This window comes from Sorangium sp. So ce131 (assembly GCF_051519095.1).
GTDB lineage: Bacteria > Myxococcota_A > Polyangia > Polyangiales > Polyangiaceae > Sorangium.
In genome coordinates, this window is the sequence record NZ_CP150455.1 from 13,569,136 (window position 1) to 13,591,878 (window position 22,743).

Annotated in this window: 14 protein-coding genes; 3 read left to right on the forward strand and 11 right to left on the reverse strand. The window is 72.1% G+C overall.

Annotation, left to right across the window (positions count from 1 at the left end; translation table 11 throughout):
* The first annotated feature begins 19 nt into the window (after positions 1–19).
* Both WMF43_RS49365 and WMF43_RS49370 read left to right on the forward strand, forming a co-directional pair.
* Positions 20–2,254 carry a 5'-nucleotidase C-terminal domain-containing protein gene (locus tag WMF43_RS49365; protein ID WP_437675865.1) on the forward strand — a complete coding sequence of 745 codons (2,235 nt, stop codon included), beginning with the start codon at positions 20–22 and terminating at the stop codon, positions 2,252–2,254.
* Positions 2,251–3,033: a tetratricopeptide repeat protein gene (locus tag WMF43_RS49370; protein ID WP_437675867.1), complete on the forward strand. Its 783-nt coding sequence runs from the start codon at positions 2,251–2,253 to the stop codon at positions 3,031–3,033. Before WMF43_RS49365 ends, WMF43_RS49370 begins: the two co-directional genes overlap by 4 nt.
* 22 nt (positions 3,034–3,055) lie before the next feature.
* Here the strand turns inward: WMF43_RS49370 and WMF43_RS49375 are convergent, their stop codons facing one another.
* From WMF43_RS49375 to WMF43_RS49405, 7 genes are all read right to left on the reverse strand, one after another.
* Positions 3,056–4,618: an FAD-dependent monooxygenase gene (locus WMF43_RS49375; protein ID WP_437675869.1), complete on the reverse strand. Its 1,563-nt coding sequence runs from the start codon at positions 4,616–4,618 to the stop codon at positions 3,056–3,058.
* Positions 4,619–4,664: 46 nt separating this feature from the next.
* Positions 4,665–5,948, reverse strand: a complete 1,284-nt coding sequence (locus tag WMF43_RS49380; RefSeq protein ID WP_437675870.1) for a hypothetical protein — start codon at positions 5,946–5,948, stop codon at positions 4,665–4,667.
* 82 nt (positions 5,949–6,030) lie between these two features.
* Positions 6,031–7,713: an RICIN domain-containing protein gene (locus WMF43_RS49385; protein ID WP_437675872.1), complete on the reverse strand. Its 1,683-nt coding sequence runs from the start codon at positions 7,711–7,713 to the stop codon at positions 6,031–6,033.
* A 344-nt stretch (positions 7,714–8,057) separates the two neighbouring features.
* Positions 8,058–10,457, reverse strand: a complete 2,400-nt coding sequence (locus WMF43_RS49390) for a glycoside hydrolase family 9 protein (protein ID WP_437675873.1) — start codon at positions 10,455–10,457, stop codon at positions 8,058–8,060.
* Positions 10,458–10,577: 120 nt separating this feature from the next.
* The gene (locus WMF43_RS49395) at positions 10,578–14,039 is read right to left on the reverse strand and encodes a protein kinase domain-containing protein (RefSeq protein WP_437675875.1); all 3,462 of its coding nucleotides are present in this window, start codon (positions 14,037–14,039) and stop codon (positions 10,578–10,580) included.
* A 67-nt stretch (positions 14,040–14,106) separates the two neighbouring features.
* Complete coding sequence (locus tag WMF43_RS49400) at positions 14,107–14,949, reverse strand: hypothetical protein (protein ID WP_437675877.1); 843 nt, start codon at positions 14,947–14,949, stop codon at positions 14,107–14,109.
* Between the two features lie 307 nt (positions 14,950–15,256).
* Positions 15,257–16,771: a sigma 54-interacting transcriptional regulator gene (locus WMF43_RS49405; RefSeq protein ID WP_437675879.1), complete on the reverse strand. Its 1,515-nt coding sequence runs from the start codon at positions 16,769–16,771 to the stop codon at positions 15,257–15,259.
* 419 nt (positions 16,772–17,190) lie between these two features.
* Between WMF43_RS49405 and WMF43_RS49410 the strand changes: the two genes are divergently transcribed.
* Entirely contained in the window at positions 17,191–17,781 is a 591-nt protein-coding gene (locus tag WMF43_RS49410) for an RNA polymerase sigma factor (protein ID WP_437675880.1), read from the forward strand.
* 60 nt (positions 17,782–17,841) lie between these two features.
* Here the strand turns inward: WMF43_RS49410 and WMF43_RS49415 are convergent, their stop codons facing one another.
* The 4 genes from WMF43_RS49415 to WMF43_RS49430 all read right to left on the reverse strand — a co-directional run bounded on the left by WMF43_RS49415 (position 17,842) and on the right by WMF43_RS49430 (position 22,540).
* Complete coding sequence (locus tag WMF43_RS49415; RefSeq protein WP_437675882.1) at positions 17,842–18,483, reverse strand: fimbiral protein pilA; 642 nt, start codon at positions 18,481–18,483, stop codon at positions 17,842–17,844.
* Positions 18,484–18,682: 199 nt separating this feature from the next.
* Positions 18,683–20,359, reverse strand: coding sequence for a hypothetical protein (locus tag WMF43_RS49420; protein ID WP_437675883.1), 1,677 nt, complete (start codon positions 20,357–20,359; stop codon positions 18,683–18,685).
* 238 nt (positions 20,360–20,597) lie between these two features.
* Positions 20,598–21,431: a hypothetical protein gene (locus tag WMF43_RS49425; RefSeq protein WP_437675884.1), complete on the reverse strand. Its 834-nt coding sequence runs from the start codon at positions 21,429–21,431 to the stop codon at positions 20,598–20,600.
* Positions 21,428–22,540, reverse strand: a complete 1,113-nt coding sequence (locus WMF43_RS49430; protein WP_437675886.1) for an AAA family ATPase — start codon at positions 22,538–22,540, stop codon at positions 21,428–21,430. The genes WMF43_RS49425 and WMF43_RS49430 overlap by 4 nt, the downstream gene beginning before the upstream one ends.
* Positions 22,541–22,743: the final 203 nt, after the last annotated feature.

Below are 22,743 nucleotides of genomic sequence, written 5' to 3' on the forward strand. Positions count from 1 at the left end.
GTTCGACGAGGTGTTCACCATGAAGGGTCGATTCGGACGGCATGCGGCGGTTTCCTCGGCGATCCTGGCCATGATCGCGCTGGGCGCGTGCGGCGATGAAGAGGTCCGCCCGGTCGCGCCGACCTCCAGCTCCGCCGGTTCGGGCGGCGGGGGCGGCGGCGGCGAGGGCGGCGGCGGTGCGGGGGGAGCGCCGGCGACGCCGAGCGGGGCCACGGCCGACTTCGCGCTGCTCGAGACCACCGATCTCCACACCAACCTCCTCGGATTCGACTACTTCAAGCTGGTCGAGGAGCCGTCCATCGGGCTCGAGCGCACTGCGACGCTCGTCAACCAGGCGCGCGCCGAGCTGCCGAACAACCTCCTGGTCGACAACGGCGACACCATCCAGGGCACGGTGCTCGCCGACTACCAGGCGCTCGTCGAGCCGATCGCGTGCGGCGAGACGCTGGCCATCTACAAGGCCATGAACCACCTGCGGTTCGACGTCGGCGGGATCGGCAACCACGAGTTCAACTACGGCCTCGCCTTCCTCTCGCAGGTGACCCACACCCCGTTCGACGTCGAGGGGCTCGATCTCGCCGGGTCGGCGGGCTGCAAGGGCCCTGCGTTCCCGCTGGTGAACTCCAACGTCTTCAGCCTGAAGACGGACGAGACGCTCTTCCCGCCCTCCGCCCTCGTCGAGAAGACCATCACGGCGGCGGCGCCGGACGGCGCCGCCATCGAGAGCACGCTCAAGGTCGGCTTCATCGACATCACGCCGCCGACGATCCTGAGCTGGGACAAGAAGTGGCTCGACGGCAAGGTCTTCACGAAGGGCGTGAAGGAGGTCGCGGGCCCGCTGGTCGACGACCTCCGCGCGAGGGGTGCCGAGATCGTCGTCGCCATCGTCCACGGCGGCCTCGACGACTCGCCGTATGCGCCCACCCTCGAGAACCAGGCGTGGCACGTCGCCCAGGTGTCCGGCGTCGACGCGATGCTCATGGGCCACTCGCACCAGATCTTCCCGAACGCGAGCAGCACCGTGGGCCAGTTCGACCTGCCGGAGGTCGACAAGGACGTCGGCACGGTCGCCGGCGTCCCCGCGGTCATGGCGAATTTCTGGGGCCAGCACCTCGGCGTGATCAAGATGGGGCTCACCCACGACGGCGAGCGCTGGACGGTCGACAAGGCGAAGACGGTCGTCGAGGCCCGGCCGATCTCCACGAGCTGCCAGGGCGGGCTCCCCGCCGCGTGTGACGCGGGGGAGCGCTGGCGCACGGGGGCGCCCTGCGCGTTCGCGACCCTCTGCGCGACGCAGCCGGACAGGACGAAGGTCTTCGTCGAGGCCGACCCTGCCTTCGCGCCGCTCCTCGACGCCGAGCACCAGGCGACGATGGCCTACGTCAGGACGCCCATCGGCACGACCGATTTCGAGATGTCGTCGATGTTCGCCGACGTGGGGGACGTCAGCGCGATCCAGATCGTCAACCAGGCCCAGGCGGACTACATCACCCGTTACATCGAGGAGAACCTGCCCCAGTACACGTCGCTCCCGGTGCTCTCGGTGAGCGCGCCGTTCAAGTCCGGCTTCCAGGGCGGCAACGACTACACCGACGTGCCTGCGGGGAGCATCGCGATCAACAACGCGGCCGATCTCTACCTCTACGCGAACACGATCCAGGCGGTGAAGGTGACCGGCGCGGACATCCTCGACTGGCTGGAGCGGGCCGCCACGCGCTTCAACCAGATCGATCCGAGCAAGACGGAGCCGCAGCCGCTCATCAACACCTCGATGCCCGGCTACAACTTCGACGTGTTCACGGACAAGCGGATCTCGTACGAGATCGACGTCACGCAGCCGCTCCCGCCGATGGGGATGAAGGCCAGCGGCCGGATCAAGAACCTGACGTGGAACGGCGAGCCCATGGATCCGGCCGCGGAGTTCATCGTGGCGACGAACAACTACCGCGCGAGCGGCGGCGGCGGCTTTCCCGGGCTCGACGGGTCGAAGACGATCTACGCCGCGCCGGACACGAACCGCGACGTGCTCATCACGTACATCAAGGCGATCGAGGACCTCACGCGCGCCGAGAACGGCTCGGACCGCAGCTGGCGCTTCGCCGAGGTCGAGACGATGGGCCTCGTGACCTTCACCTCGGCGCAGAACGCCCTTCCGAAGGCGCAGGCCGCCGGTCTGGACAACATCTCGCTCGTCGAGCACGACGACGGCAGCGGCAAGATGCTGTCGGTCTATGCCATCGACCTGAGCCCGTGAGCGCGCGGCCCCCGGTGCGGCTCGCCGTGCTGGTCGGCGGCGCGGCCTTGCTCGGCGGCGCCGCCGCCCTCTCCCTGGTGGCTCTGGGCGGCGGTGAACGCCTCGAGGCGAGCCGCCCCGCGCTCGCCTCGTCGCCCTCGTCGCCCTCGTCGCCCTCGTCGCCCTCGTCGCCTTCGTCGCTGTCGCCCTCGTCCCCCAGCGCGCCGCTCCCGCGCGGCACGGACGCGCGAGCGCTCGGCCTCCGCCTGCTCACGCTCTCGAATGCAGGCGAGGTCCTCGCCGCAATGAAACCGCTCACGGCGGCGGCCGAGCAGGGGGACGTCGAGGCGCAGATCGCGCTCGGGAGGATTTTTTTGAAGGGTTTGCCGGCGATCCCGAAGAACGCGGCGCGCGCCCGGGACTGGCTGTTGAAGGCCGCTCCCTCGCGCCACCCGAGCGCCGCGTACTTCCTCGGCGTGATGAGCCAGAACGGCGAGGGGATGAAGGCGGACCCCGCGGAGGCCGCGCGGTGGTTCGAGATCGCGGCGCAGGGAGGGTCGCCGGACGCGATGTTCCTGCTCGCCAACGCGTACCGCACAGGCGCCGGCGTGCCGAGGAATGACAGGAGAGCCGTGGAGCTCTACGAGCGCGCCGGTGAGCTGGAGCATCCCGCGGCGCTCCAGGCGCTGGCCATGGCGTATCTTTACGGCGAGCTGGGGCTCGAGCTCAGCGAGGCCGAGAACCGCCGGTACATGATGGCGGCCGAACACGCCATCAAGCACCGGCAGGCGCCCCCGTGAACCTCCTCCGCTCGTGCCTGGATCACGGGGCTACGAGCCTCAGGTAATCGCTCACCCGGTCCGCTGTACCAGCCTCGGTGACGAGCCCCAGGTAACCGTCCGGGCGCACGAGGATCGTCGACGCGCCATGGCCGCCGTAGCCGCCGTGGATGGTTCCGTCGACGTCGATCAGGCAGTCGCCGCCGGCCGGATCCTCGGGACGCACCACCCTGTAGGCGCGCACGAGTGGTCCGTGGCGTTCGTTGACATGCGCGGCGGTCGCGGCGCCCCCTTCGCCGAGGGCGAGCAGCGTGAAGTGGGGACCACGGAAGAGGTCGAACAACCGCGCCAGGGCGCCGCTCGTGTCCTGAACGCGGGCGTCCGGCGCGCGGTCGCCGGCCTGCACGCCTCCCGGCGTTGCTCGCTCGTCCCGGGAAATGGGGCCGCCGCGGTAGCTCAGCTTCAGCTGATGGACATCGTGATCGAGCGCCGGCGCGGCCGCAGCCGGCTGGCCTTTGAACCCTCGGCGGTGCAGTTGCGTCGTGAAGCCCAGGACGCTCGCCGCGATCGGCAACCGCTCCTCTTCATAGCTGTCCAGCAAGCGCGCGGGCGCCCCGGCCAGGGCGGCGGCGAGCTTCCACCCCAGGTTGTAAGCGTCCTGGATACCGGTGTTGAGGCCCTGGCCGCCCGCCGGGGAATGGACGTGCGCGGCATCTCCGGCCAGGAAGACCCGTCCGACCCTGAAGTGGTCCGCCATGCGGACGTTGACGCGGTAGATCGTGGCCCAGCTCAGGTCGCGCAGGCGCACGTCGGTGCGACCGGATCGCTCGTCGAAGATCTTCTGGAGCGCGCCCAGGCTCAGATCGGGCACCTCGTCGGCGGCGACCGGAGCGACGAACTGGAAGACGTCCGTCTCGGGGAGCGGGCACAGGGAGACTCGATGGGACGGCGCCGCAGGGTTGGTCCACATGTGCCAGTGCTCGCGGTCAGGCCCGTCGGCGCGGACGTCGGCGATGATCGACCGGTCGGACTCCTGGGTCTCTCCCAGGAAGCCCACACCCAGCGACTTGCGCACGAAGCTCCGTCCGCCGTCGGCCCCGATCATGTAGTCGGCGCGGACCTGCTCGGTGCCGCCGGGGTGCGTCAGCGTGGCCGTCACCCCCTCGTCGTCCTGGGTGAAGTGCGTGAGCCCTGCTCCCAGCTCGACGCGACCGCCGAGCTCGGCGAGCCGGGCGCGCAGGATCTCGCCCGTGCGCCACTGCGGCACCATCCAGAACTCCGGATACGGCACGTCCGGCGTCGGCTCGAGCCTGGGGAAGCCGGCCATCTCGTAGACGGTGCGGTCCCACAGCACCGTCTCGCCCCGGTACCCGCGGAAGGGCGGAAACGGCCCTCCGGAGGCGAGCACGGCCCGGACGACGCCGAGATCGTCGAAGACCTCGAGGGTGCGCGGCATCAGCCCCTTGGCCCGCGAGCCGGAGAAGTGCTCGGCCGCCGCGTCGATGATCCGGCACCTGACCCCCCGGCGGGCGAGATCACACGCCAGGGTCAGGCCGGTCGGTCCTGCGCCGACGATGAGCACGTGGACGTCTGAACGATCCTTCATAAGACCTCGCGACGGTGGAGCGGCGGCACCGTGAACGTCGGCGGCGTCATTGCGCCTGCTCGGCGTCGCACCCCACGGTGATACACGGCATCTGCTCGGTGGACCCGGAGCCCCGCGGCAAGAGCTGGTTGTCGATGGCGAACGTCAGGCGCGCCGAAGGCCCGCGCCACGCGAACGAGGGTGGGGAGCTGGCGCCCTCGGGGCCGAGCGTCACCGAGGGGCCGATATCATACCCGCCGGACGCGTCGAGGACCATGACCGACGGCACGCGCCACTTCAGCCCGGCGGCGAGCCCCACGTGCACGAACGGCTTCTCGGTGCCCCACGCCCTCACCCCGCCCAGGCCGGCATCCCCCCGCAGGTACAGGCCAAGCCGCGTCGGGCTCAGCCAGATCTGGTAACCCCCGAAGACGTGCGCGCCGGAGCCCCCGACGCGGGCCGAGTCGCCCGTGCCCAGGAGCCAGCCGAGCCCGAGGCCCAGGATCGGTCCGTGATGCGTGCGGTACACCTCGAAGTCGACACCCAGGGAGACGGCGTTCGGCACCGACGCCCGCACTTCCGGGGCGAGCGTGAAGCTCCAGAGGGGGCCGCCGAAGAAGACGTGATCGCCGGTCGCGTAGGGCCGGTCCGGCCACAGGCCGAGGATCTCGGCGCGGCCCTCCGCCACGCGGGTGACCATGCCCGTCGTGTTCTCGTGCGCTCCGGGCCCGACGGCCCGCGCCTCGTCGCCCACGGCCGGCGAGGCCCCCGGCGCAAGCTGCACCGAGGCCCACGCGCCCGTCGTCCGGGCCACTCGGGAGCCCTGGAGCAGCCGCGTGAGCTGCGCGCCGAGCTCCTCGGGCGACACGCTCAACCTGGCCGGGAGCCTCCGCTCGACGGGCGACTCGGCGCAGACCGTTCGGGTGACGAGCTGGACGTCCGTGACCACCTCCGCGGCGGCGGGCTGGAGGCGCTGCGCTTCCGGCTCTCCCGGCGGATACTCCACCCTGTCCGAGGCGACGATCAGGAGCTCCGCGCCCGACCGCTCGAGGGCCGCGCAGAGCTCGCCCACCTCGTCTGGCAGCGCGGAAGGGCTCTCGGGGATCTCCTCGGTGTAGCGGAAGCGCGGGCCGCGGAACATCCCGTGCAGAACGGGGGTGACCGCCATCGAGCTGGTGATCACGTGAACCCGCATCGCGCCGTCGCCCAGCGCGTCGGCGACGTTCGCGGAGATGTGGTCGGGCATGGTCCTGGTGAACGTCGCGGAGGTGGCGCACGCGGCCGCCGCGAGGGGCAGGACGGCGGCGACGGCCGCGCGGGCGACGCGGCGCGCGAGGGCAGGGGCGCTCATGCAGGCTGCTCTACGACCCTGGTCCGCGCGCGGCAAACGAGAGCACGAGCGCGCCGGGGCGGCGGCGCCCCGGCGGATCACCTCAGTCGGCGGGGACGATCTGCCATCGCATTTCTTTACCGTCGCCGCTCCCCCGCTGCTCCACCGGGGCCGCGTCGGCCGTGGAGCCCTGGCGCACCCCGATCGGCTTGCCGGACTCCTTGTTCCTGATCTGGAACTCGCCGCCGCCGACGTCGGAGATCAGCCATGCCTGGTTGTCGCCGTCGTTGCCCGTCCACTGGGCCAGGGCGATCCCGTCTTCGGTGGCGTGATCCGGGACGTCCAGCACCTTGCCGCTGCCGATGTTGGTCAGCCGGAAATGGCCTTCCCCGTCGTAGTTGAACCGCCATTTCTGGTAGTCGCCGCCGCTGTCCGCCTGCTGGACCACCGCGGCGCCGTCCGCGTTCGAGCCGCCCGCCACGTCCATCACCTTGCCGCTGTTGCTGTTCACGAGCTTGAAGGTGTGGGTCGCCCCGGTGACGGTGCCGGCGGCTGCGTCGATGGTCACCGTGTTGTTCCAGCTCATGCTCATGGACGTGTCCGAGGGGAAGGTGATCGGCTGCCATACGTACGTGGAGTCGTTCACCCGCCCGCCCCACGCCCCGGCCCAGCGGTCGCCCAGGTAGAGGTACGACGTCCCCGCGTTGCCCTGGACCGGGAGCACGTAGGTGGACTGCGAGTGGAACGTCGTGCCGTCGGCGACGTTGGTCATCGCCGACCAGCCGCGCTCGAGCGATCTGGACGTCGCGTACTTCGCCTGGTTGGGCGACCAGCCCGTGGCCCCGGAGGTCAGCAGGAAGTAGATGCCGTTCCGCTTGAACAGCGCCGGCGCCTCGCGGTGCCCGCCGGGGAAGAGCACCGCGGCCAGCCGGCCGATCGACAGGTAGTCGGGGCTCAGCTCGTAGAGGTTGAGATCGTAGTTCTCGTTCGAGGCGGAGATGAAATACCCCTTCCCGTCGGTGTCGACGAACAGCCCGCAGTCGCGCGACATGTACCCGGGCTTATCGTGATCGACGACCCCGGAGCCGGCGAGCGGCCGGAAGCTGCCATGGTACGTGTAGTCGCCGTCCACGGTGCTCGAGCTCGCGACCGCGGCCCGGGCCTCGCCGTAATGGACGCCGTTCTCCCAGTGCATCCACATGACGTACTTGCCCGTGGACTCGTTGTAGACGACCTTCGGGCGCTCGATGTTGGCCGGGTCGAGCTCGGGTGACGAGTCCATGGTCAGGACATGGTTCCTGAACTCCCAGCGTGTCAGGTCCGTCGAGCGGTAGGCCGACACGGCGTAGAACGTCCCGTTCGGGTTCCGGTTCTCCCCGAACCAGTAATAATAAGGGCCCACCTTGATCATCCCGCCGCCGTGCGCCTGGATGGGTTTGCCCGAGGTGTCGGCCCACTGGATGCCGTTGATCACGGAGCCGGGCTCCGGGGTCGGCTCCGGGCCGCCGCCGCCGCTGCTGCCGCTGCTGCTGCTGCTGCTGGAGCTGGGTCCGCCGGGGCCCACGACGTCCGAGCCGCCGCTGCCGCTGGCGCTGCCGCTGGAGCCGGGACCGCCGGGATCCACGACGTCCGAGCCGCCGCCGCTGCCGCCGGCGCCGAGGCCGCCGGATGACGAGGGCGAGCCGCCGCCGCAGGACGCGAGGCCGAGCGCGACGACCAGGAGACAGGGGGCCGGGAACCACGGGAAGCGACGCATGATGTCCTCCAGAGAGAAGAGGAGCCTCACGGCGGCCTCCGAGGGTGCCGGTTCGCCTCCTCGACGAGGGTCGGGATCGTTCTCGCCCGCCGGACGGACGGACGGCAAGCAGGTTCCAGCGGGAGAGCGCACGACGGTTATCGTGCGGAGAGAGAACTGCTCTCGGAACGGTATTCCGTTGGCGGTGTTTATGTACACGCCTGGAAGGCGCCAAGGACGCCAAGGACGCCAAGGACGCCAAGGACGCCAAGAGACCAGGGAGAGAGGAGAAAGGAATCCCGGGATTGCCTATCCCTTCTCCCCTTGGCGTCCTTGGCGCCTTGGCGCCCTTGGCGTTCCTTCTGCTGCTCCGGGTCGACCCCCCCGCAGCAGCGCTACTTCTTCGCCTTCTCGTCGAGGAAGCCGGCCACCCACGCGAACGGCGCGTTCCAGTTGATCGTGATCTCGTTCACGCTCCAGGCCTCGATATGGTCCACGAAGCACCGCTGCGCGACGCACCCCTTGAGCCCGGCGCTCTGGGCGTGTGGATCCTGGATCGATGAGTTCGGTCCGCCGGACACGATGCCGGGCGGCGCCTTCGGGTACTTGCTGTTCGCCTGGTGTGCCCAGAACCGGTGGTGCGGGTTCTCGAGCGGCTTGTCGCCGTAGCCGGTCACGTACGATTGCCCGAGCGGGTTGCGCCCGAGCAGGTAATCCATGCCGAGCACCACGCCGTCGAGGTACTTCTGCTGCTTCGTGAAGTCGTGGGCGAGCGCCACCACGATCATGTTGTTCAGCACGAAGGAGTTCGACCCCCACTCGTACTTGCCGTCGCGCGTCCGCTGGACGAGCGTCCGGTAGCCCTCCTTCTCGGCGACGGCGAGGTACTGGTCGGCGGCCTTGACGATGCGGTCGCGCAGCTGCTTCTGCCAGGCGGCGTCGACGGGGCCGGGCACCACCGCCATCGAGATCTGGCCGAGCGCGTCGGTGGTCTTCCAGGTCATCGACGCGACCACCCCGTCGGCCTCCGTCGGGAACTTCGCGTTCAGGGGCGAGGCCTGGAGGAACTGCTTGTACTCCGGCTTCCCCGTCGTGACGAAGAGCTCCGCGGCGGCCCAGTAGAACTCGTCGGCGACGTTCTTGTCGTCGTACGGGCCGCCGCCCTTGTCGCCGCCGGGCGGCGCGTAGAGCGCCGGGTTCTGCTTCGCCGCCGCCCACGCGCGCTCGGCGGCCTTCAGGCACTTCGCCGAGAACGCCGCGTCCACCGTCTTCCAGATGCGCGCGCACTGCGCGGCCGTGGCGGCCACGTTGAGCGTCGCCGCGGTGCTCGGCTTGTGGACCGACCGCGCGATCTTGTCCTCGTGCGGGGCGAGGCCGAGCCCCGTCCACTCGTCGTCGTGCATCTTGTGGTGCACCATGCCGGCGAGCGGCTTGCCCTCCGGCACCTGCAGCCGCAGGAAGAGCTCGAGCTCCCAGCGCGCCTCGTCGAGGATGTCGGGCACGCCGTTCTTGTTCTCGGGGATGCTGAGCTTGCCGTCCGCGAAGTCCGCGCCCGAGGCGCCGAGGTGCTTCGTCCGCTCGTACCAGTTGAGCAGCGTCCACACCGAGATGCCGCCGTTGACCACGTACTTGCCGTGATCGCCGGCGTCGTACCAGCCGCCGGACGCGTCGACGGTGTAGTCGCATCCGCTGCCCTTCAGGCAGGGCGTGGCCTTGTCGTTCGGGTGCCCGGCGGGGCGCGCGAGCTCGGCCTTGCCCGCGAAGGGCAGCTTGATCTCGATGCCGCTCCGGTTGTGGTAGAAGTACGCGAGCGCGTCGTACTTGAGCTTCTTGTAGAGGCCGGCGCCGATGTCGAACGGGAAGCTCTTGTCGTCTCCCACCTTGAGCACGTAGCCCTCGCCCGCCGTCTTGAAGGTGGTGAAGTCGACGAGGTGCACGTGGTCGCCGGACGCGCCGTCCTTGCCGAAGACCTTCGTCTGGCCGCTCGCCACCGCCTTGCCGCCGCGGTCGAGCAGCTCCCACGCGAGGGGCGCGGTCGCCGCGTTGTTCACGCTGGCGATCTTGATCGCGTCGGGCAGATACCCCACCTGGTTCACGGCGACCTTCGGCGCCGCCGCCGCCGCCTCCGTCGCGGCGGCCTTGAACTCCGGATCATCGAGGCGGATGTCGTCGATGCAGACCTCGAACGGGGTCTTGGCCGTCGCCATCTCGCCGCCGATGTGGAACGCGAGCTCCGCCGTCGGATCGTCGGCCGAGGACATCGTGAACTTGGCGGAGTAGGCCTTGGGCGACGTCCCGAGCTCGATGGGGTTCGCCCAGTGCTCGGTGTACGGCGGCCCCGCCATGCCGACCTTCGGGCGCGCCTTCGTGGGCGCGGACGCCCACGCCTTGAACTCGACCGTGTAGGTGTGGCCCTTCTGGATCACCATCTCCCGGTGGCGAAACTGCGCGTCCCAGTTGTTGGACCCCTTGTTCGTCACGGTCACGCAGTAGGCGCCGTTCTTCACCTCGGCGCTGCCCGCGCCCGGCGCGGTGAACGACGTGGTCCACGGCAGGCTCTTGTTGTCGTCGAAACTGGACGCCTTGAGCAGGTTGGTCTGCGCCGGGGCGGCGGCGCCGGCGGGGCTCGCGGGGTCGCCCGCGGCCGCGCCCGCGGGCGCCGACGCCGCCGGGCCGGCGCCCTGCTGGGTCGCGCACCCGGCGCTCAGCGCGAACGCGCCGAGCACGAGCGAGGACGTCGTCACCGTGCGCGCCGTTCGCGAGAAGATTGACTGCTTGCGTGTGGGGTCGTTCATGGTCCCTCGGGTCACGATTTCATTGCAAGGAGGCGCCATTAAAAGCGCGAATTCCGCCTTGGATGTCAAGTTGAATCTCGTCCCCGAGCGACGTTCACGCGACGTCCGGAGTCGCGGCGTTCAGCGCTGTTCGCGCTGTTCGTCAGCAAGCGGGGACACCGTCCCGCCGCCCGCGGCGGCGAGCGACTCGCGGACGGAGAGCACGTCGAGGCGGTCGTCCCAGCGGGCCTCCGGGACGCCGCGGCAGAGCGGCGCGAGCACCTCGTCGGGGAAGGGCGGGAGCGCGGGGCACGCGCGCCGCAGGAGCGCGAGGGACTGGACGCCGAGCCCGGGGACGGGGCAACGCGCGGCCTGCGCCGCGAGCGCGCGCGCCTCCTCTTCGGGGAGGCCGCCCCGCACGGCCGCCGCGAAGCACCGGCCGAACAGCTCGGGCCAGCGGTGGTCGAGGCGGCGCCACGTGTCGGCGGCGCGCGCGGCGAGGTCGCGCGCGGCCGCGAGGTCGCCGGCGCGGTAGGCGATCGCGGCCTCGGTGCAGCAGACGAGCGCGAAGTGGTCCGGGGCGGAGAGCGCCGCGCACGCCTCGACCAGCTCGGCGTCGGGCGCGAGCGCCTCGCCCATGCGGTACGCGGCCGTGCGGCGGGTCCACTCGGCGCGCGCCTCGAAGTACGGGTGCCGGCAGCGCGCCGCCATCTCGCCCGCGGCCTGCGCGCGCGCGGCCGCCCGCGCCGGCTGGAACGCCTCCAGCAGCGCGGCGGCCTCGTTCAGCGTCGAGGCGAGGCGCAGCGGCGGCCAGGTCTCCCGGGCCACCGCCGCCGCGTGCCAGCGCGCGGCCTCCTCGAAGCGCCCCTCTGCGTAGCGGAGCAGGCCGGTCCACCCGGCGACGGCCGCCTGGGCCTCGGGGTGCCCGGTCGCCGCCGCCCACGCCTGCGCCGCCTCCAGCGCCGCCTCCAGCGCCTCGGGCCCCTGCCGGACGCCGGCGCGCACGCGCACCCATTGCCGCCACCGCTCGAGCGCCGGCTCCTCGAAGGGGCCGAGCGCGTCGGCCGCCTCGCGCGCGCGCCCCCGCCAGCTCGGCCCGTCGACGAGGATGACGGCCCGCACGAGGGCCTCGAGGCGCGCCACCTCCGGGGCGGCGCGGGAGCGCGCCCGGCACAGCTCGTAGAGCACGCGGTCGAGGGCGCGCGGGCTGCGCTCGGCGCAGGCGATCTCGACCCACGCGGGCAGGAGCCGCCGCTCCCACCGCAGGGCCGCGGCCTCGGGGCCGCGGCGGGCGGCGAGCAGCCCCTCGTGCAGCGCCGCCGCGGCCTGGCCGAGCAGGCCCTCCTCCGCGAGCCGGCGCGAGGCCGCGAGCGCCTCGCCCGCGGCGCGCTCGTCCTCGCCGGCCGCGATGAGCAGGAACAGCCGTCCGGGCGCCCCCGGGGCCAGCGCGCCGGCCACCGCGCGCTGCGCGGCGCGCCGCTCGTCCTCGGACCAGCCCCCGCCGGCCTGGACGAGCAGCTCGAAGCGATCCGCGCCGGCGCGGCGGGCCCACCCCCGGGCGCACAGCGCGCCGAGCTCGGCCTCGACGCGGAAGCGCGGCTGCCGCATCAGCCGGGCGATCTGCGCCGCGTCGAGCCGCGACCCGGCCACGCCGAGCCACGCGCAGAGCTCCTCGAGGTGCGGCTCGTCCACGGCCGGGCCCTCCGCCCCGACCTGGCCTTCCGCCCCAACCTCGGTCGGCGCGGCGATGGGGAGGCCGGACTGGAGCCGGTCCAGGGTGTCGCGCTCGACCACGAGGCGGGCGTCGTCCCAGCGCCCGAAGCCGGCGCGCACCCAGGCGTCGACCTCCGCGGCGACCCGGGCGGGCAGGCCTGCGCTCCGCTCCCAGAGCGCGCGCGCCGCGTCCTCGCCCAGGTGGAAGAGGCGATCCGGGCCGGCGAACAGCGGGCGCAGCGCCCCCTCGTCGAGCGGGGCGAGCCGCAGGGCGGCGCGGTCCGCGGCGGCGCCGTCCGTGCGCGCGTCGTCCGTGAAGGCGCGGATCACGGCGCCGGCCTCGCGGCAGCGCGCGAGCGCCGCGCTCGACCAGGGATCGAGCCGCTCGGCGTCGTCCGCGACGAGGACGGCGTCCGCCGCGAGCGCGCCGCGGACGAGCGCCTCGGCGCGCGAGAGCACCTCGTCGAGCGGGGCGCTCGCGAGGTCCTCGAGCGACCCGATCGCGGACGAGAGGCTCGCGAGCGGGCGCCGGCCCGGCGCGAGCCGGATCACGCGCCGCCCCTCGCGCTCGAGCGCCTCCGCCGCGTCCTCGAGGCAACACGTCCGCCCCGAGCCGCGGGGGCCGGTCACGTCGAGCGCCCGCCCCGCCCGCGCGGCCGCGACGATCGCCTGCACGGGCGCGTCGCCGCCCAGCCGGGGGACGGTCCGCGCCGCGCGGCGCGCCCCGGCCTGTCCGCGCAGGAGCGCGAGCGCGTCGGCGGCCGAGCGGGGGCGGTCCTCGGGCGAGCGCGCGAGCAGCCGATCCACGAGATCGGCGGCGCGCTGCGGGAGCTCCGGGACGTGATCGCGCACCGGCACGGGCGTCTGCGTGAGGCGCAGGAGCAGGAGGCCCTGCACGGTGGGGGCGTCGTGGGGCAGGCTCCCGGTGAGCGCCTCGTAGAGCATGGCGCCCACGGCGTAGAGGTCGGCGCGCGCGTCGATGGGCCCGCCGCGGATCTGCTCCGGGGCGAGGTAGGCGGGCGTGCCGACGATGAGCCCCTCCTCCGTCTCCGTCATCGCCGCGCGCGTGGGGCTCGCCGGGCCGAGGGACAGGCCGAAATCGAGCACCACCGGCCGCCCGTCGGGGCGGAGCAGCACGTTGGCCGGCTTGAGGTCGCGGTGCACGATGCCGGCGACGTGAACGCGCGCGAGGATCTCGAGGAGCGCCTCGGTCGGCGCGGCGATGGCTGAAAAATTCCAGCGAGGAGCGCGCCGGGCGGGGCGTGGCACGCAGCGCGGGCGCATCTCCGAGGCTGCGGTGACGCTGGCGGCGGTGGCGCTGGCGGCGGTGGCGCTGGCTGCGATGGCGCTGGCGGCGGTGGCGCTGGCTGCGATGGCGCTGGCGGCGGCGGCGGCGCTGGCGGCGGTGGTGCTGGCTGCGATGGCGCTGGCGGCGGCGGCGGCGCTGGCGGAGACCGTCCTGTCGTCCCGTGATGCCGGCGCGCTCTCCTCGCCGTCCGCGGCCTCGTCGGCGTCCGCGGCATCACCGACGTCCGCCGCCTCGCCGGCGTCCCCGACGAGCCGGCCGGGGAAGGGGGCGCCGTCGACGCGCTCCATCACGAAGAACGGCCGTCCCTCGTCCATCCCCTCGTCGAGCAGCCGGACCACGCCCGGCAGGCGGAGCATGCGCAGGGCGGCGATCTCGCGCCGCACCCGCGCGGACTCCGCGCCGGCGCGGAGGAGCAGCTTGATGGCCACCTGCTCGCCGAGCACGGGATCGTCGGCGCCCCAGACCTCGCCGTGCGCCCCCCGGCCGAGCAGCTCGCGCAGGTGATAACGCCCGGCGAGGACACGCGCGCCCGCGTCGCCTACCGGCTCCCCCGCCGCGGAGCCGACCCGCTGCTCCGACATCGCGAGACCGCTCTACCGCGGCCCGGGCGGGCCATCAAGCGCGCGCTCGGAGGAACGTTCGGACGAATCAGAGGAAATAGGGGGGAGGGGGCGCCGCGCCGTGGTACCAGCTGCATTGGGTGGTCTCGTGGGCACACCCCGCGGTGAACTCGTCCTTCACGAGGTTGTTCCACTCGCCGGCCGTCCTGATGCGCTTGCAGTCCTTGAAGGAGATCACCGTCTTCACCTCGGAGCTGCCGGCCGACTCGTAGCCGGGATAGAGCAGCCAGTACTCGGTGGTCTCGAAGAAGGTGGGCGGCTTCTCCGGGTACCCGAGGCCCATGCAGCGGCCGCGGAGATCCTGGCTTTGCCCCACGTAGATGCACCGGTCGCCGACGACGAGCTGCGGAATCGTGTCGGGGTCGTCCGGCGCGGCGATGTCGTGAACGGGGGTGTCCAGGCCCACGCCTGGCCTCCGCTGGCGTTGCTTCGCGACGCGCGCCGGCTTCGCGCTCCCCGGCGCCGCGTCCTCGGCGCGACGGACGGCTGCGCCGGCGTCGCGCTCCGCGCGGAGCGCGACGCCGGCGGCGCCGGCGTCGGGGAACGCGCCCGCGAGGGCCGCGAGCTTCGTGGCGCGCACCGACCGGGCCACGATGTAGAAGCCGTTCTCCACCCAGAGCCCCGCCTGAGGATCCTCGCTCCAGGCGCTCACGCGCTTCTTCTTCGCCCAAGCTTTCCAGTGCTGCTCGAGCGAGAAGCCCTGGACTGGAGTCCATTTCTCCAGCCTGTATTCACCAGGCACCTGCCAGAGGATCCAGCGCTGGAGCTGGCCCATGGGCGTGGGCTCGGTGAACGCGAACCCGATGGTGTCGTTGTTGTCCTTGTTGCGGACGCGGAGCCCTCCAGGGGCGAGCAGGGGTGCTGCAGTCATGATCGGTTCCTGTCTCCTCCGCGCGGCGGAGGCGTGCTGGTGGCGGCGGTCGCAGGCGGCCACAAGGAGCTCCCACGAGGTCGGGGAGGCGGGAAGAACGTAGAGCGTTCTTCCCGCCATCCTGTCCTCATGGTCAGATCGGACCACCCGACCGCGATGGGCGTCGAGAACAGCCGGCGTGTCCAGCGCTCACGCAACGGGCGTGCCGGCCGGCGGTGCTGGCGTGGCGTCGCGTTGCCTTCCCGTGGCGGTCGTGCGCAGGGCGGTCGCGCGCAGGGCGGTCAGGCGCCGGCAGGCGCGATGACGGTCACGCGCCGTCGCCCGCGCCGCCCGGGCGCTGCTTCCGGGCCGGGCGCTCTGCTGTGCCTCCCGGCGGCTGCGCCATCCACCGCTTGAGCTGCGTCCGGTGCAGGCCGAGCGCGCGCGCCGCGGCCGAGATGTTCCCTCCCGCCGCGCGCAGCGCCGCGGCGATCTCGTCGCCCGAAGGCCGCGCGGCGCGCGCCTCGCGCGCCTCGCGCGCCTCGGCCGGCGCCGGACCGGGTGCCGCGCCAGGGGGGGCGCTCGAGGCGGCGGGCGACGCGCCCGGGGCGTCGCTCGGCGAGGCCGCCCGGGGCGAGGGCTCCGCCGACGGCGGCGGGACGACGGCCATGCCCGCGGTCGGGCTCAGGTGCCGGGCGAGCACCGCGCCCCCTTCCTCGGTCGCGATCTGCGCCGCCGCCCGGACCTCGGCCAGGAGCTCGCGCACGTTGCCCGGCCACCGCCGGAGCAGGCACGCCTCGACGAGCGAGGTGTGGGGCCAGAGCGCCGCCTCGTCCCCGGGCCCCGCGCCCCTCGGCGCCCCCACGGCCGCGCGCACCTGTTGCACGGCGCGGTCGAGCAGCCAGGGGATCTCCTCCGGCCGCTCGCGCAGCGGCGGGAGCGTCACCGCCGGGACGCCGATCCGGAAGTAGAGATCCTCGCGCAGCTTGCCCGCCGCGACCTGGGCCCGCAGGTCCTTGAGCGTGGCGGAGCAGAGGCGCACGTCCACGCGCGCCGGCCGCAGCTCCCCGAGCGGGAGCACCTCCCCCGCCTCCAGGACCCGCAGCAGCTTCGCCTGCACCCCCGGGTCGAGCTCGGCCACCTCGTCGAGGAAGAGCGTGCCGCCGTGGGCGCTCTGGACGTATCCGAGCGCGTCCACCGCGCCGGTGTACGCGCCCCGGCGCGCGCCGAACAGCAGGCGCTCGGCCATGCCCTCGGGCAGCGTGGCGCCGTTCACCGCCACGAACGGCCCCGCGCTCGTGGGCCCGGCGGCGTGGAAGGCGCGCGCCGCGAGCTCCTTGCCGGAGCCGCTCTCGCCGGTGATGTGGAGGACGCGCCCGAAGCGGGCCGCGCGGCTGATGGTCCGGAAGGTCCGCTGCAGCAGCGGCCCCATCACCATGTCCTCGCCGCGGGCCAGCCCCGCCCGGTAGGGACGTGTGTCGGCGGCGAGCAGGAACAGCGAGGAGCCCATGCGGACGATCCGGAGCGCCTCGCCCGCGCGCTCGCCGCGCAGCTCCTCGCCGTCGACGGCCGTGCCGTTGCGGCTGTCGAGGTCCCGCACCGCGAAGCGGCGGCCGTCGAACGCCACGCGGGCGTGCTCCCGCGACATGCGTTTGTCGTCGATGCGCACGCCCGCGACCTCGCCGCGCCCGAGCACCAGCGCGCCGCCGGCGAGCGGGATCACCCCGAAGGCGGGCCGGTCCCCCGAGAAGAGCAGGACGAGGCCGGGGACGGGGTCGCCCGTGCTCCCGTCGTCGGTGGGCCCTTCCAGCGGGCCGCCGTCGAGCGTCTCCGAGGCGCGCACGGGCGCGAGTCTAGCCGAAGGGCGGACGGCGCCGCAGCCCTCGTGTCGACACAAGGCGGGGTGTGCCAGCCGTTGTGTCGACACGACGGCTGCGCGGCCGGACCGGGGTCGATCGCGCGGCTGCGCCGGGGTCGATCGCGCGGCTGCGCCGGGGTCGATCGCGCGGCTGCGCCGGGGTCGATCGCGCGGTTGCGCGGATCTCTGCGCAACTCGCGCGACCGTCCGCCCACCCGGCGCTGGCGCGCTGCGCAGCGCTCCCCGGCCGCCGGCGAAACCGGCGGGGATCCGGCCCGGTATAGCGCTTGCGAGAGCGCCCGGCCGAACCTACCGGCCCGAGCGCCGCACCTGGAGCGCACCCCATGCAAGCATCACCTGCTTTCACGAGCCCTTCCCCGTCCGCTGCGAGCACGTTGGATCTGGTGACCCGCGCCATCGCGGGCGACGACACCGCGCGCCGCGGCCTCGTCGATCAGCTCACGCCGGTCCTGCGGGCGCGGGTGACCCGCCGCCTCGCGGCGCGCGGGGCCGGGTCGCGCTCGGCGCACGCGGAGGACCTGATCCAGGACGTCCTCATGGCGCTCTTCGACGAGGAGGCGCGTGTGCTCAGGGCGTGGGATCCCGGGCGCGGCCTGTCGCTCGCCAACTTCGTCGGCCTCGTGACCGAGCGTCACGTCCTCTCGGCGCAGCGCACCCGGTCCCGGAGCCTGTGGGCCGAGGAGCCCACGAGCGACGACGAGATCGTCACGATGTCCGGCGCCGTCGACGAGACCGAGTCGGTCATCGCCGCGCGCGAGCTCGTGGCGCGGATGTTCCGCCGCCTCGCCGGCGAGCTCTCCCCGCTCGGCATGCAGCTCCTCCAGCTCATGTTCATCGAGGAGGTCCCCATCGACCGGATCGCCGCGGAGCTCGGCATGACGCGCACGAGCCTCTACGTGTGGCGCCACCGGCTCGTGAAGGCGGCGCGCCGCTGTGCCGAGGAGCTCGGCGAAGAGCCCGAGCTCCTCGCGTGATCCCGCGCGCCGCCTCCGCCCGCGCGGCCCGCGCGCGGACGGGAGAGGCGCCCGCGGCGTTCACTCGCGCTCGTTCTCGATGGTGATCTGGTCGGCGATCACGAGCTGACCCTGGGCGTTGACGACCCCGGTGCGCGAGAACGTGCTGAGGACCGCGTCGCCGTCGAGGTCGCCGCGCGCCGCGGCCTCGAACCCGCGGGGCCCAGGCGCGCTGGCGGCCGCGATGTAGCCCGAGCCCGCATTGTAGTGGTACTGGTAATAGGTCGGCTGCGTTATCGAGAACTTCAGGCACCGCCACCCGCTCGTGGCCGTCCCGGTGTCGAAGTCCACGCCGGGCGTCGACCGGGGCTGGTACTTCCTCCCGGCGACGTCCTGGATGTTCGCCGGCACGGGCTCGGCGGAGCTGCAGAGCTGATTCGCCGCCTCACCGGGGCTCGTCTCCCCGCCGAGCGCGCCTTGCACCGCCACCTCGCGCCCGTACGCCGCCACAGCCGCGCGCGAGATGGTGCCGACCGTGTTCTTGGCCTCTGCGGTCTTGGCGGAGGCGATGTACTTGGAGACACCGTAGATCGCCAGCGCCGACAGGACGCCCAGGAGCGGCACCGAGATCCCGAGGGCGATGAGGAAGATCATCAAGCAGGAGGTCTTCTCCTTCTTGGCCTGAGGTTTCCCCGGGGTCGATTGTTCAGGGGCCGTCTGCATCAGGCCACGCTAGAGGAGCTTCCGGGGCGTGGCAAACGAGAACGCGTCGCAATGCTGCGTCGATCGAGCCGCCCGAGTGGCTGGTGGCGCAATGCTCGAGAGCCGCGTGACGTGGCGGCCGGGCAGCTCGGCCGTCAGCGGCTCGGCGCCTCCCGCGGCGTGAGGCGGCGCGCGCACGGCGGCCTTTCCGTCGCGCCCCTCAGGGCGTGAACAGCCCCGTGTAGCTCTGCGCCCTGGCCTGCGTCGTCCCGTCATACTTGAACGGCGCCTCCTGCGTCTTCAGCCCCTTGTACGCGGTGACCTGGACGCTGTAGTACCGGCCGCTCTCCAGCACGCCTTCCGGCACCTGGATCGATGTCTCCGTCGTGTCGACGCTGAGCACCGAGGTCCGCGCGCTCACCACCTCATCGCCCGCGTCCTTGAGGTCATCGTAGAGGACGATCCCCACGAAATACCCGTCCGGCGTGCCCAGGTCCGGCGGCTCGAAGTGGATGACGGGCGTCGTGCCGACCTGCTCGGTCACCTCGTCCGCGGGCAGGCTCTTTCCGTCGAGCTTCAGGCTCCGCGGCAGGCCGAGCAACGGCTCCACCGCCGCGCCGTTCGCGTCCTCGGCCTTGAGGATGACCTCGACGTGGCCGCGCAGGGTCTCCGTGGTCATCTCGACGGGGTGAGTCACCCGCGTGCGGAACGTCACGATCACGTCGAGCATCTCCATGCCTCTTGCCCGGTAGGGGTTCCCGTACTCGTAAGTCCGGGCGTGATCGCCGGGGTGGAAGGTGTTCAGCGCGTCGTTGCACCCGTCCGGGCAAAGCTGCGTGTCGCACGAGCCATCGTACGGAAAGCAGGTCTCGTCGACCGGCTCCTGGTTGCTGAAGACGGCCGCGCTGAGCAGCGTCGGTGTCCACCCGTTCACGGGCACGCCGGTGCCGGGCTCCTGGACGAGGAAGAACGAGGTGAACGTGTCCGCGAGCGCGGCCGGGCCGTGCGCCGTCACCTGCGCCACGAACCGCGAGATCTTGAGGTCGACCGCGAGGCTCGACGGATCGAGCGGCGCGAACGCCCCGCCGAGGGCGACCGGCTTCCCGTCCTGCATGTTCACCTCGGCGGTCGAGAACGACGCCTCGGCGGCGTTGTAGGTGAACGAGGACCACGGGTCGTGTGGATCCGCCTCGCCCGACGCCGGCTCCACCTGGTGCTGGACGAGCTGGGTGACGTGCAGCACATCGCCCTGCGACCCATCGACGAGCGGCCGCGCGGCGTCGTCGTGGGTGGACGGCAGAACCACCTTGTGCCAATCGAACGTCCAGCCTGAGAGGGCCTTGTCCCCGTCCTCGGGGGCGCCCGGGTCGCCCTCCGCGGGGCTCGCCCCGGCGAGCGCGTCGGCGTTGAAGCTGTAGAGCTCGATGCTGTCCTGGAGCCACTGGACCGTTTCCCCGTCCTCATCGCGGGTGATCTGGTGCCAGGCGCCGAGGCCCCCGGCGGTGAGCGCGACGTCGATGGCCTGCGTCGCCGCGCCCGCGTCGGGCCGCCCCGCGAAGGTGCGGCCGAAGTCGACGGAGCGCGCGGTCATCTGCATCATGGTGACGCGCTCCGGCGCGTGCTCGGCGCGCTCGTCCGGCGGGGTGGTCGTGACGAGCCAGTACTCGCCGTCGGGCACACCCGGGATCTCCCAGCGCGCGCCGTCCTCCGACAGCGCGCCGGCGAAGGCCTGGACCGCGCCGTCCGCCGCGACCACCTGGGCCTCGACGGACGTGAACTGGGAGAGATCCCGGCTCGTGGTGATCTCGCCGCCCTCGGTGACGTACGTATCGCGGAGGTCGAGGATCACCCCCTGGAAGGGCGCGCCCGCGCGCTCCTCACCGCATCCTGCAACCATGGCGAGCAGACCTGTCACCAGCACGGAAGAGCGATGGATGGATATGCGCATTAGCCCAGTAAACGGAACCGCGCGGAAGATGCGCAAGCGGAAAGTGCGATTTCCGCCGGTGGGACCTCGGCGCCCGGGTGCGCACAGCGGATCTAGAGATGGTTTTGCCGGTCCAACGCGGAACCTCGCCTACGGAGAGCAGGTCTCCGCAGGCGGTAGGGAGCCGTGTGCCAGAACCCAGGACTCTCTACGTGCCCGCGTTCCCCGTATCCGCAGCAGGTGTCCAGGCCACCACGTTGGCTCGCAGCGCGGACCACTCGGAGTGCCATGAATGCGGCTCTGCATCGCGCGCCAGCGCGTCGAGGACTCTCTCCACGAGCTCGGGCTGGTTCTTGAGCACCGGGTCGAACCCTGCCGTGCCCTGGATCTTCGCGAAGATGTTCTTTCCGGCGAATACCTCCAGCGCATGCGCCCGGAAGCGTCCGCCGTGCAGGCAGTCGGGCAGGTGCCGCTCGAAGGCGTCAACCAGAGCGTTCTTGTCGAGGTGAGCGTGCTCGGCGTACTCATCGGCCTTTGCGCGGAGCTCCTCCGCCAGCTCCTCCTTGGTGGCGTCGAGGCGCACGTGGGTGTCGATGCGGTTCCTGCGTGGCGCACAGCAGGTCAACGCGATCCTCGCAGCGGTGGCATGACCGAGCGCATCGAACACCCCCTCGAGCTGGGCTACGTAACGGTTCTTCGCAGCAGCGTCCCACCGAAGCGCGCGCGCCAGCACGTCGGGGTCGAGAAGGTAATTCTCGACCTCCTTGCGTCGCCATGCCCATCCGAGCTGCACGCCCTTGGGCGTGGCCCACGCAGCAGGCCGAGGAGCGGCGGCCGGCATCCATGCTCCGGGATCCCTGGGGAAATCGCCGTCGATGAGCCCGCAGATCCCAGGGTTCTGTCGGCGCCTGCGCCGAATCAGGCTCGGGAGACCCTCTTTGCCGCCCCAGGGCTCGATGGTGACGCCGGTGCCTTCCAGAATCGCGTGAAGGAGCCTGACGTCCGGACTGTTGTCCTCGCCCTCGCACAGGAGAACGCTCACAGGCACGGGCGTCCCTCCGGCAGCCGGTGGATGGTATGAGGGCTGACGAGCGTCGAGATCGCGCGTGCGTGCGTGGTGAAGAGGAATTGATTGTCCTCGCCGAGGCGAGGCAGCAGGCCGAGGAGCGTCTGTGCGAGCGGCGGGTGCAGGTTCAGATCGATCTCGTCGATGAGCACCACCGATCGGTGGATCTGCTGCCTCACGAACTCGAAGAGGAGAGGAAAGACAGACTGCTCGCCGGCGGACATCTCGCTCAGCGTGTAGGTGCGGCCCCCGTCCTTCAGCACGAACCGGTCGTCCGCCGGAGTAGGGCCGTCGAACAGGGGCTCGACCCCCGCGAACCTCCGGCCCGGAAACGCCGTCCGGTAGAGAGCTTCCAGCTCGCCGAGGTAGTCGCGGTCTGGATGGGGTCCGTGCTGCTCGCGGTTTCGATGCCAGATCTTGAGGATCTTGTCGAGCCGCTCGACGGCGGTCGCGAACCGGACACCCATCTCGTTGGGCGGAGCCTGGTCGGACGACTCGCGATCCGGCGGCTCGCGCGCGCCGGACAGCGCGATGTTCCGGAACTGGTCGTACCAGAACACCCCTGGCAATCGAGAGAAGAGCGCTCGGAGCTTGGGATCGTTCCTGAGCGACGCGGCGACGTACGATCGTCCGCGGAACTGGTAGATCTCGCGCGGGGAGCCGGTCGTCCTCACCCGTGCGCCCTCGAGACGCAGCGTCACCACGCGGCTGTCGCCGGGATCCCGGAACAGGTCATGGCTCGTGGGGTGGACGATGTCCCACCATCGCCTCGCGGCCTCCTGCGTCGCCGCGATCTCGTCGTCTTCGAACTCGACTGTCAGCTCGACGACCGGGTCGCCGTGCACGAAGTAGCGCTCAGGCGCCCACCCGGTCCAGCCGAGATGACCGACATCAGGGATCTTCCGCTGCGCCAGCGACAGTGTGAGGGCGATGGCTTGCAGGATGGTCGTCTTCCCTGAGGCGTTATCGCCGAGGATCAAGTAACGATCCGCCACATCGCCGGTCGCCTTGTTCTTGAAGTCCAGCTCGATGCCGGGAGGAGCGAATTTCTTGAAGTTCTCGATCGTGGCTCGGCTGATCTTCATGGAGAGAACCTCGTCACGGCGGACCGACGGCGCGACGTCTTACCACGCTCGATCGGGGAGCAGCGTACCAGCGCAACCCTGGCGAGCATGGGGCCACGCTTCCGCCACGCCAAGGCTCCCTAGGCGACCGGCCGGAGAGCATCCCTGACCCACCCTCCGGCCGCGCGGCCATCACCCCCGGGAACGCCGCGACGGGGAGGGGG